At 72.5% G+C, this 10,094-nt stretch carries 12 protein-coding genes and 1 pseudogene; 10 read left to right on the top strand and 3 right to left on the bottom strand.

The window, feature by feature from the left end; all coding sequences use genetic code 11:
* The 8 genes from PV341_RS40470 to PV341_RS40435 form a co-directional block, all read left to right on the top strand.
* A partial coding sequence (locus tag PV341_RS40470) for an amino acid ABC transporter permease (RefSeq protein ID WP_500360416.1) occupies window positions 1-663 on the top strand: 663 nt, incomplete at its 5' end.
* Window positions 660-1,436: an amino acid ABC transporter ATP-binding protein gene (locus PV341_RS40465; protein WP_500360415.1), complete on the top strand. Its 777-nt coding sequence runs from the start codon at window positions 660-662 to the stop codon at window positions 1,434-1,436. The genes PV341_RS40470 and PV341_RS40465, both read left to right, overlap by 4 nt.
* An 83-nt stretch (window positions 1,437-1,519) precedes the next feature.
* Entirely contained in the window at window positions 1,520-2,548 is a 1,029-nt protein-coding gene (locus tag PV341_RS40460; RefSeq protein WP_500360413.1) for an ABC transporter substrate-binding protein, read from the top strand.
* A gap of 40 nt (window positions 2,549-2,588) precedes the next feature.
* Window positions 2,589-3,326: a GNAT family N-acetyltransferase gene (locus PV341_RS40455; protein WP_500323469.1), complete on the top strand. Its 738-nt coding sequence runs from the start codon at window positions 2,589-2,591 to the stop codon at window positions 3,324-3,326.
* Window positions 3,327-3,593: 267 nt separating this feature from the next.
* A complete protein-coding gene (locus PV341_RS40450) occupies window positions 3,594-4,847 on the top strand; it encodes an LLM class flavin-dependent oxidoreductase (protein WP_500323471.1) in 1,254 nt (417 codons plus the stop codon).
* A 19-nt stretch (window positions 4,848-4,866) separates the two neighbouring features.
* Window positions 4,867-6,243 (top strand): NtaA/DmoA family FMN-dependent monooxygenase, encoded by a 1,377-nt coding sequence (locus PV341_RS40445; RefSeq protein WP_500323472.1) that lies wholly within the window; start codon window positions 4,867-4,869, stop codon window positions 6,241-6,243.
* Window positions 6,240-7,331: an LLM class flavin-dependent oxidoreductase gene (locus tag PV341_RS40440; protein ID WP_500360411.1), complete on the top strand. Its 1,092-nt coding sequence runs from the start codon at window positions 6,240-6,242 to the stop codon at window positions 7,329-7,331. The genes PV341_RS40445 and PV341_RS40440 overlap by 4 nt, the downstream gene beginning before the upstream one ends.
* A gap of 14 nt (window positions 7,332-7,345) precedes the next feature.
* Window positions 7,346-8,473 carry an LLM class flavin-dependent oxidoreductase gene (locus PV341_RS40435; protein WP_499516042.1) on the top strand — a complete coding sequence of 376 codons (1,128 nt, stop codon included), beginning with the start codon at window positions 7,346-7,348 and terminating at the stop codon, window positions 8,471-8,473.
* Between the two features lie 18 nt (window positions 8,474-8,491).
* On the opposite strand, the gene rpmF is transcribed toward PV341_RS40435, so the two are convergent.
* From rpmF to PV341_RS40420, 3 genes and pseudogenes are all read right to left on the bottom strand, one after another.
* Window positions 8,492-8,662, bottom strand: coding sequence for a 50S ribosomal protein L32 (gene rpmF, locus PV341_RS40430; RefSeq protein WP_500323475.1), 171 nt, complete (start codon window positions 8,660-8,662; stop codon window positions 8,492-8,494).
* A 32-nt stretch (window positions 8,663-8,694) separates the two neighbouring features.
* Window positions 8,695-8,877: a 30S ribosomal protein S18 gene (rpsR, locus tag PV341_RS40425; RefSeq protein WP_500360418.1), complete on the bottom strand. Its 183-nt coding sequence runs from the start codon at window positions 8,875-8,877 to the stop codon at window positions 8,695-8,697.
* Window positions 8,878-9,000: 123 nt separating this feature from the next.
* Window positions 9,001-9,432: pseudogene (locus PV341_RS40420) on the bottom strand (CobW C-terminal domain-containing protein); the annotation flags it as partial.
* 89 nt (window positions 9,433-9,521) lie between these two features.
* Between PV341_RS40420 and rpmB the strand changes: the two are divergent.
* Window positions 9,522-9,758, top strand: coding sequence for a 50S ribosomal protein L28 (gene rpmB / locus PV341_RS40415; RefSeq protein ID WP_499516046.1), 237 nt, complete (start codon window positions 9,522-9,524; stop codon window positions 9,756-9,758).
* A complete protein-coding gene (gene rpsN / locus PV341_RS40410) occupies window positions 9,758-10,060 on the top strand; it encodes a 30S ribosomal protein S14 (RefSeq protein ID WP_500360409.1) in 303 nt (100 codons plus the stop codon). The genes rpmB and rpsN overlap by 1 nt, the downstream gene beginning before the upstream one ends.
* Window positions 10,061-10,094 lie beyond the last annotated feature (34 nt).

Genomic DNA, 10,094 nt, shown 5'->3' with positions numbered 1-10,094 from the left:
GGCAGCCCCGTGCTGCGCGCCGTCAGCTGGACGTACACCTGGCTGTTCCGCTCGGTGCCGCTCATCGTCGTGCTGCTGTTCCTGTACAACTTCAGTGCGCTGTACCGGACGTTGAGCCTGGGCGTGCCCTTCGGGCCGGCCTTCCTCACCTTCGACGAGTCCAGGCTCGCCACCGACCTGGTGGTGGCCGTCGTGGGTCTGAGCCTGAACGAGGCGGCCTACGCCTCCGAGGTGGTGAGGGCCGGAATCCTCTCGGTGGACCAGGGCCAGCACGAGGCGGCCGCCGCACTCGGCCTGCCGAAGCGCTACCAGTTCGCCAGGATCGTGCTTCCGCAGGCATTGCGGTCCGTCGTCCCCAACTACGTCAACCAGCTCATCGGGCTGATCAAGGGGACCTCGCTGGTCTTCTACGTCTCGCTGCTCGACCTGTTCGGCTCGGTCCAGAGCATGGGCAGCACCTACCCCGGCGACATCGTGCCGCTGCTGCTGGTCGCCACCGTCTGGTACGTGATCCTCACCAGCGTCGTCTCCGTCGTCCAGTTCTACGTCGAGCGGCACTACTCGCGCGGCGCGCTGCGCACCGTCCCGCCGACCCCCCTGCAGAAACTGCGGATCGCCCTGGGCGACCTGCGGGCCCGCGTCCGGACGGAGACCGCGACATGACCACCGACATACGGCCGGCCGCCGTCGAGGTCCACGACGTGCACAAGTGGTACGGCGCCCACCGGGTGCTGGACGGGATCAGCCTGACGGTCCGGCCCGGGGAGGTCACCGTCGTCATCGGGCCGTCCGGTTCCGGCAAGTCCACGCTGCTGCGGGTCATCAACCACCTGGAGAAGCCCGAGGCCGGTCACGTCAGCCTGGACGGGGAGCTCATCGGCGTACGCCGGCACGGCACCCGCCTCAGGGAACTGAGCGAGCGGGTGATCCTCATCCAGCGCAGCCGGATCGGCTTCGTCTTCCAGAACTTCAACCTCTTCCCGCACCTCACCGTGCTCGACAACGTGGCCGCCGCCCCGGTGGCGACCGGCCGGTTGCGCAAGCCGGAGGCGCGCGAGCTGGCCCGCACCCTGCTCGGCCGGGTGGGGCTGGCCGACCGGACCGCGGCCTATCCCCGGCAGTTGTCCGGTGGCCAGCAGCAGCGCGTGGCCATCGCCCGGGCCCTCGCCCTGCGCCCCGGCGTGATCCTCTTCGACGAACCCACCTCCGCCCTCGACCCGGAGCTCGTCGGCGAGGTGCTGTCCGTCATCAAGGACCTGGCCACCAGCGGCACCACCCTCGTGATCGTCACCCACGAGATCGGCTTCGCCCGGGAGGTCGCCGACCGCGTCGTCTTCCTCGACGAGGGCCGGATCGTCGAACAGGGCCCGCCCGACCGGGTGCTGAACCACCCCGAACACGAACGGACGAAGGAATTCCTCAGCAAGGTCCTCTGACCGCTTCCCCGCGCTCCACGGACCACCGAACGACGAACGACGAACGACGAACGACGAACGACAGACAACGGACAAGGACGGCCATGCGCACTCTTCGCCCTCGCGGCAGACTCATCCGTACCCTGACGGCCACCGCCGCCCTCACCCTCCTCGCCGGCGGACTCGCCGCCTGCGGGAGCGACAGCGAGGCCTCCGCCACCATCGGCGCGGGATCCTCCACCGGAACGGTCACCGTGGGCAACCTGTCCAACGGCGCGGCCAAGGAGACCACGCTGAAGGTGACGGAGGTGAAGTCCATCAGCGCCGGACTGCCCAAGGCCGTCGCCGACAAAGGTGAGCTGGTCATCGGCGTCGGCGCGCTGCCCGCCGGCTTCGCGCCGCTGGCGTACGTCGGCAGCGACCAGAAGACCCTCACCGGCGCCGAGCCCGACCTCGGCCGTCTGGTCGCGGCGGTGCTGGGGCTCAAGCCCCGGCTCAAGAACTCGACGTGGGAGAACCTCTTCGTCGGCATCGACAGCGGCAAGGTCGACGTGGCCTTCTCCAACGTCACCGACACCGAGGAACGCAAGCGGAAGTACGAGTTCGCCTCCTACCGGGAGGACAACCTGGCCTTCGAGGTCCTCAAGGACAGCACCTGGAACTTCGCCGACGACTACCGGAACCTCGCCGGGAAGACCGTCGCGGTCGGGTCCGGCACCAACCAGGAGAAGATCCTCCTGGAGTGGCGGAAGAAGCTCCAGACGGAGGGCAAGGAGCTGACCGTCAAGTACTTCCCCGACAACAACAGCACCTATCTGGCGCTCAGCGGCGGGAAGATCGACGCCTACTTCGGCCCCAACCCCGGCATCGCCTACCACGTCACCCAGGTCGCCACGACCCCCCACCCCACCCGCAACGCGGGCAAGTTCTCCGGCGCCGGTGCGAGCCTGCAGGGCCTGATCGCCGCGACCGCGAAGAAGGACAGCGGGCTCGCGAAGCCGGTCGCGGCCGCGGTCAACCACCTGATCGAGAACGGGCAGTACGCCAAGTGGCTCGCCGCCTGGAACCTGTCCAACGAGGCCGTCGGCACCTCGGAGGTCAACCCGCCCGGACTGCCGCTCGACAACTCCTGACGCCCCGTCCGCCGCACGACCGTACGGAGATCCGGCAGCCATGTCCCTCAGCATCCCCGCGGACCGCCCGCACAGCCCGGCGGCACCGCACGTCCTGGACAACCCCGCCTGGGCGGCGCTCACCGGTCCGCACGCCCGGTTCGCCGAGCGCGTCGGCCTCGCCGCCCGCTACCCCGCCGACGTCTCCCCGTTCACCGCGCTGTCCGACCCGGCCGATCCGCGGGCCTGGGCGGACCTGACCGTGCTCGCCGGGCCGGGGGCGGCCGTCGCGGTCACCGGCGCCCAGCAGCCGCCGGACGGATGGGAACTCGTCGAGGGCGGGATGGGGGTGCAGCTCGTCGACACCTCGCTGCGCGCCGAACACGCCCCGGAGGCGGTGCGACTGGGCGCCGCCGAGGTCCCCGAGATCCTGGAACTCATCGCCCTCACCAAGCCGGGCCCCTTCCTCCCCAGGACCGTCGAACTCGGCACCTACCTCGGCATCCGGGACGGCGGACGCCTGGTCGCCATGGCCGGGGAACGACTGCGGACCCCGGGATGGACGGAGATCAGCGCGGTGTGCACCCACCCCGGTCACCGTGGCCGGGGCCTGGCGACCCGGCTGGTACGGGCCGTAGCCGCGGGGATCAGGGACCGCCGGGAGACCCCGTTCCTGCATGCCGCCGCCGTCAACACCGGTGCGATCCGGCTCTACGAGTCGATCGGGTTCACCCTGCGCCGCCGGACGACCTTCCTCTTCCTGCGAACCCCGGGCGGCCCGGGGGAACAGACCGGCTAGGGAAGGCGTTTCCGTTGACAGGAGAAGTACGGGCGCGCCGTGCCGCCCGCCGCATCCGGACAGAGCGGAGGTGAGGTCCGTGCCGACGCCGTCCCGCGTGTCCCTCGTGGTCCCCGCCCCACACCGCGCTCCCCTGCTCTACTCCCGCGCGCACATCGATCTGCAGCGCGTGGCCGCCTCCCTCTGTCGTTCCTGACCCCCGTTCCCGCCGCCGGCCCTCCCGACGAGGGCCGCTGAGACCCGTGGTCGATCAGGAAGGCCCCTCCCATGTCCTCGGACATCCCTTCGCCGTACCCTCTTCCCGCTTCCTCGCCGAACGCCCCGCTGCACCTGGCCGTGGCCCTCGACGGGGCCGGCTGGCACCCGGCCGCCTGGCGCGAGCCGACGGCCCGGCCCCGTGAACTGCTCACCGCCCGCTACTGGCAGGACGTGGTCACCGAGGCCGAGCGGGGGCTGCTCGACTTCGTGACGATCGAGGACTCCCTCGGTCCGCAGTCGTCCCACTTCACCGAACCCGACGGACGCACCGACCAGGTGCGCGGTCGTCTCGACGCCGTCCTGATCGCCGCGCGCGTGGCCCCGCTGACCCGGCACATCGGTCTCGTGCCGACGGTGGTCGCCACCCACACCGAGCCGTTCCACCTCTCCAAGGCCATCGCCACCCTCGACTACGTGAGCACCGGCCGGGCCGGACTGCGCGTCCAGGTCTCGGCCCGGCGGAACGAGGCCGCGCACTTCGGCAGGCGCGCCATCCCCCCGTTCGGCATCGAGGACCTGGACACCCCGGCGGTGCGGGAGCTGGTCACCGACCTCTTCGACGAGGCGGCCGACTACGTCGAGGTGGTGCGCCGCCTCTGGGACAGCTGGGAGGACGACGCCGAGATCCGCGACGTCGCCACCGGCCGCTTCATCGACCGCGACAAGCTCCACTACGTCGACTTCGAGGGCCGGCACTTCAGCGTCAAGGGCCCCTCCATCACGCCGCGGCCGCCCCAGGGCCAGCCCGTCGTCAGCGCCCTCGCCCACAGCGACGTGCCGTTCCGGCTCGTGGCCCGCTCCGCGGACATCGGATACGTGACCCCGCACGACGGCGACCAGGCCCGCTCGATCGTCACCGGGATACGTGCCGCCCAGGAGGCGGCCGGCCGGGAGCGCGAGCCCCTGCACATCTTCGGCGACCTCGTGGTCCTCCTCGACGACGACGCCGGAGCGGCGCGGGCCCGCCTGGAGCGACTGGACGGCCTCGCCGGCACGTCGTACACCAGCGACGCGAAGGTCTTCGCCGGCACGCCCGCAGGCCTCGCGGACCTCCTGCTGGAGTGGCGGCGGGCCGGGCTCACGGGCTTCCGGCTGCGCCCGGGGGTGATCGGCCACGACCTGCCGGCCATCACCCGGGGGCTCGTGCCCGAACTGCGGCGCCGCGGCGCGTTCCGGGACGCCTACGAGGCCCGCACCCTGCGCGGCCTGCTCGGTCTGGCCCGCCCCGCCAACCGCTACGCCGCCACCAGCGCGACCGCCTGAGCCGGAGGAACCGTACGCCATGAGCAAGCCGCGCAAGCAGATCCACCTGGCCGCCCACTTCCCCGGTGTCAACAACACCACCGTGTGGAGTGACCCGCAGGCCGGCAGCCACATCGAGTTCGGCTCCTTCGCGCACTTCGCCCGGACCGCCGAACGCGCCAAGTTCGACTTCCTGTTCCTCGCCGAGGGCCTGCGCCTGCGCGAACAGGGCGGCAGGATCTACGACCTGGACGTGGTCGGCCGCCCCGACACCTTCACCGTCCTCGCCGCGCTCGCCGCCGTCACCGAGCGCATCGGGCTCACCGGCACCATCAACTCCACCTTCAACGAGCCCTACGAGGTGGCCCGGCAGTTCGCCAGCCTCGACCACCTCTCCGGCGGGCGCTCCGCCTGGAACGTCGTCACCTCCTGGGACGCCTTCACCGGGGAGAACTTCCGCCGCGGCGGCTTCCTCCCGCAGGAGGAGCGCTACTCCCGCGCGAAGGAGTTCCTGGCCACCGCGGGCGAGCTCCTCGACTCCTGGCGGGGCGACGAGATCGTCGCCGACCGGGCGACCGGCACCTTCCTGCGCGACGCGCGGGCCGGATCCTTCGTGCACAAGGGGCACCACTTCGACATCCACGGGCAGTTCAACGTCCCGCGCAGCCCGCAGGGGCGCCCCGTGATCTTCCAGGCCGGCGACTCCGAGGAGGGCCGGGAGTTCGCGGCAGCCGACGCCGACGCCATCTTCAGCCGGTACAGCACCTTCGAGGAGGGCCGGGCCTTCTACCGCGACGTCAAGGGCCGCCTGCCCAAGTACGGCCGCAGTCCCGGCCAGTTGCTCATCCTGCCCGCCGCGACCTTCGTCCTCGGCGACACCGACGCCGAGGCCGCCGAACTGGCCCGCGAGGTGCGGCGGCAGCAGGTCAGCGGGGCCACCGCGATCAAGCACCTGGAGTTCGTCTGGAACCGCGACCTGTCCGCCTACGACCCGGACGGCCCGCTCCCGGACGTCGACCCCGATCCCGGAGAGCACACCGTCGCCCGCGGCCGTGCCCAGGTGCGCATGTACCGCGACCCGCTGACCACCGCCCGCGAGTGGCGGGAGCTCGCCGCCGCCAACAAGTGGTCGATCCGCGACCTGGTCATCGAGACCGGCAACCGCCAGTCCTTCGTGGGATCCCCGGCCACCGTCGCCGCGACCATCGACGACTTCGTGCAGGGCGACGCCGCCGACGGCTTCATCCTCGTCCCGCACGTCACCCCGGGTGGCCTGGACGGCTTCGCCGACACCGTCGTCCCGCTGCTCCAGGAGCGGGGTGCGTTCCGCGCCGACTACGAGGGGACGACGCTGCGCGACCACCTCGGTCTCGCCCACCCCGACGCCGGCGCCGCGGCGGAGCGGGACGCGTCGTGAGGTTCCTGGCCATCACCCTGATCGTGCACGCCCCGGACCCGGTGACCGGGGCGCTGAAGCCGACCGCCGCGCGGTTCCGCGAGGTGCTCGACAACGCGCTGCTGGCCGAGGAACTGGGCTTCGACGGCTTCGGCGTGGGGGAGCGCCACGAGCGGCCGTTCCTCTCCTCCTCACCGCCCGTCGTGCTCAGCCACATCGCCGCCCTCACCTCCCGGATCCGGCTGTTCACCGCGGTGACCACGCTCAGCCTCCTCGACCCGGTGCGGGCCTACGAGGACTACGCGACGCTGGACCACCTGTCCGGCGGCCGCCTGGAGCTGATCATCGGCAAGGGCAACGGCACGGCGCAGCGCGAGCTGTTCCACGTCACCCCCGAGGACCAGTGGGACCGCAACGCCGAGAGCTACGAGGTGTTCCGCCGGCTCTGGCGGGAGGGGAAGGTGACCGCCGACACCCGGTTCCGTCCCGCGCTGAAGGACGCGCAGGCATGGCCGCGGCCGCTGCAGCAGCCGATCCGGGTGTGGCACGGCAGCGCCACCAGCAAGGAGTCGGTGGACCTCGCCGCGCGCTACGGGGACCCCCTGTTCTCGGCGAACGTCACCCACCCCGTCGAGCCGTACGCGGAACTGATCCGCCACTACCGCGAACGCTGGGCCCACCACGGCCACGACCCGGCCCGCATCGCGGTCGGCGCCGGGACGGCCGGCCTGTACGTCGCCCGCACCTCCCAGGAGGCGGTCGCCGCCTACCGCCCGGTGTTCGAGGCGCAGTCGGCGTTCCAGAAGCGGCTCGGCCTGGAACCGGTCTTCCCGACGCTGGAGGACTTCGTGGCGCGCAGTTCGGCGCTGGTCGGCAGCCCGCAGCAGGTCGTCGACAAGGTCCACCGTTACCACGAGCGGTTCGGCCACACGGTGCTGCACGTCCACGCGGACGCGGGCGGGCTGTCCCCCGACCGGCACCGCCGCTCGCTCGAGCTCTTCCAGTCCGAGGTCGCCCCGGTGCTGCGGCGCGCCATCCCGGACCCGCCGTTCGCCTGGGGCCCGGCCCCGGCCCCGGCCCCGTCCTCGCCCGAACCCGCCCATCGCTGAGGAGAACGCCCATCGTGTCCCGCACACCGCTCGGAGTCCTCGACCTCGTCCCGATATCGTCCGGCTCCACCGCCGCCGACGCCCTGCGCAACAGCATCGACCTCGCGCGGCGGGCCGAGGAGTCCGGCTACGCCCGCTACTGGTTCGCCGAGCACCACCTCAACCCCGGTGTCGCCGGCACCTCGCCCGCCGTCCTGCTGGCCCTCACCGCGGCCGCGACCTCCACGATCCGGCTCGGCTCGGGGGCCGTCCAGCTCGGCCACCGCACCGCCCTGTCCACGGTCGAGGAGTTCGGCCTCATCGACGCCCTGCACCCGGGGCGGCTCGACCTGGGGCTCGGCCGCTCCGGCGGACGCCCGCCGGGCGGTACGCCGGACCCGGTGCCGACCACGACACCCGTCGTGGACGGCCGGACGCCGGGCGGGCTGCGGATCCCGCCGAAGTTCTCCTTCGAGCACCTGCTCGGCTCACCGCGCATCGCGCTCCAGCGGCACCTCCTCCAGCAGCCGGGCGCCCGCTCCCAGGACTACGGCGAGCAGGTCGACGACATCCTGGCGCTGCTGCGCGGCACCTACCGCTCGGCGGACGGCGTCGAGGCGCACGTCGTGCCGGGGGAGGGTGCCGACGTCCAGGTGTGGATCCTCGGCAGCAGCGGCGGCCAGAGCGCCGAGGTCGCCGGCCGCCACGGACTGCACTTCGCCGCGAACTACCACGTCAGCCCAGGCAGCGTCCTGGAGGCGGTCGACGGCTACCGTGCCGCCTTCCAGCCGGGCGGCGTGCTCGACAAGCCCTACGTCAGCGTCTCCGCCGACGTCGTCGTCGCGCAGGACGACGCGAGGGCCCGTGAGCTCGCCACCGGCTACGCCCCCTGGGTCCGCAGCATCCGGACCGCCGAGGGCGCCATCGAGTTCCCCACCCCCGGACAGGCCCGGGCGCACCCGTGGACGGAAGCGGACCGGGCGCTGGTGGCCGACCGGGTCGAGACCCAGTTCGTCGGGTCGCCGCAGCGTGTCGCCGACCAGCTGGAGCAGCTCCAGGAGGCCACCGGCGCCGACGAGTTGATCGTGACCACCATCACCCACGACCACGAGGACCGGGTCCGTTCCCACCGGCTCCTGGCCGAGGAGTGGCACCGCCGCTGACGGTCCGGCGCGGCGCGGTCAGTCCCGCCCGGGCAGCAGGCCGCGCCGGAACGCTGCGACGAGGTGGACCGGCACCAGCTGTTCACGGCCGTCGGCGGTGACCGGGACCAGGTGGGGAGCCGCCGCCTTCCACCCGGCCCGGCGGTGACGGGTGTTGCTGCGGGAGGTCTTGCGTTTGGGTACGGCCATCGGAGTCTCCTGTACGGGTGGTGGGCGTGCGGTCAGCGGGAGGCGTACGGCAGCAGGGCCATCTCGCGGGCGTTCTTCACCGCCCGCGCGAGGGCCCGCTGCTGCCGGGCCGTGACGTGGGTGACCCGCCGGCTGCGGATCTTGCCCCGGTCGGAGACGAACTTCCGCAGCAGGTCGGTGTCCTTGTAGTCGACGTACTCGATGCCCACGGCGATGAGCGGATTGGGGCGGGGCTTGCGGGCGTCCTTGCCCCGGCCCCTGCCCCTGCCCTTGGCCGTGGCCGTGGGGTGTGGACGGTCGTCATGGTGCTGTCTCCGGTGGTCGTGGCGGCGTGCGGTTCAGACCGCGTGGTCGAGGAAGTCGTCGAAGGCGTGGGGGAGGCGGCGCCAGCCGGCCGGTCCGATCGCGTACTCGGCGTCCGTGAGCAGGCAGCGGTCGAGGGTGGCCGTCAGCCCTTCGCGGTCGAGGCCGGGCGAGGTGAAGGCGAGGTGCTGGCCGCGGTCGCCGTGTTCGGGATGCCAGTCCAGGGCGGCCGCCACGCGCCGTTCGGCCGGCACGGTCTCCCATGCCGTGTCGGGCAGTGCGGCGAGCCACGGCCCGACGTCCTCGATGCACAGCGCACCACCGGCCGCCTCCCAGGAGAACAGGGTGTCGGGGTGGTCGGCCAGCCAGAAGCGGCCGCGGCTGCGGGCGGCGGCGCAGCTGAGGTCCTCCAGCGCCGCGTGCAGCCGGCCAGGGTGGAAGGGGCGGGCGGCGCGCCACACCAGGGTCCATGGCGGATACTATACAGAACTGGTTTTCATTTCCAATAAGCTCGGTGGGTGCTCCGCCGGCCCACCGGACGACAGAACGGACCGTCATGCCCGCACACTGCCAACTCACCGGCCGCAAGCCCGGCTTCGGCAACTCCGTCTCGCACTCGCACCGGCGCACCAGGCGCCGCTTCGACCCGAACGTCCAGCACAAGCGCTACTGGCTGCCCGGCGAGGGCCGCACCGTCCGGCTCACGCTGAGCGCCAAGGGCATCAGGACCGTGGACCGCATCGGCATCGAGAAGGCCGTCGCCGTCATCCGCGCGCGGGGAGGGAAGGTCTGATGGCCAGGACCGGCAAGATCGCGAAGAACGAGCGGCGCAAGGCCGTCGTCGCGCGGTTCGCCGCACGCCGCGCCGAGCTGAAGGACGTCCTGCGCCGGCCCACGGCCACCCCGCAGGAGAAGGCCGCGGCGCGGCGGGTGCTGGACCGGCAGCCCCGCGACGCCAGCGCCACCCGGGTCCGCAACCGGGACGCCCTCGACGGGCGGCCCCGCGGTCACCTGCGGGCGTTCGGCCTCTCCCGGATCAACGTGCGCGCCCAGGCCCACGTGGGCCACCTCCCCGGCGTGCGCAAGGCCTCCTGATGACACCGCCCTCGGCACGCCCCACCCCCGGCAC

Origin of the sequence: Streptomyces sp. PA03-1a, from assembly GCF_033792805.1 — a bacterium.
GTDB lineage: Bacteria > Actinomycetota > Actinomycetes > Streptomycetales > Streptomycetaceae > Actinacidiphila.
The sequence above is the reverse complement of the archived record's forward strand: the minus strand, read 5'-3'. Positions and strand labels throughout refer to the sequence as shown.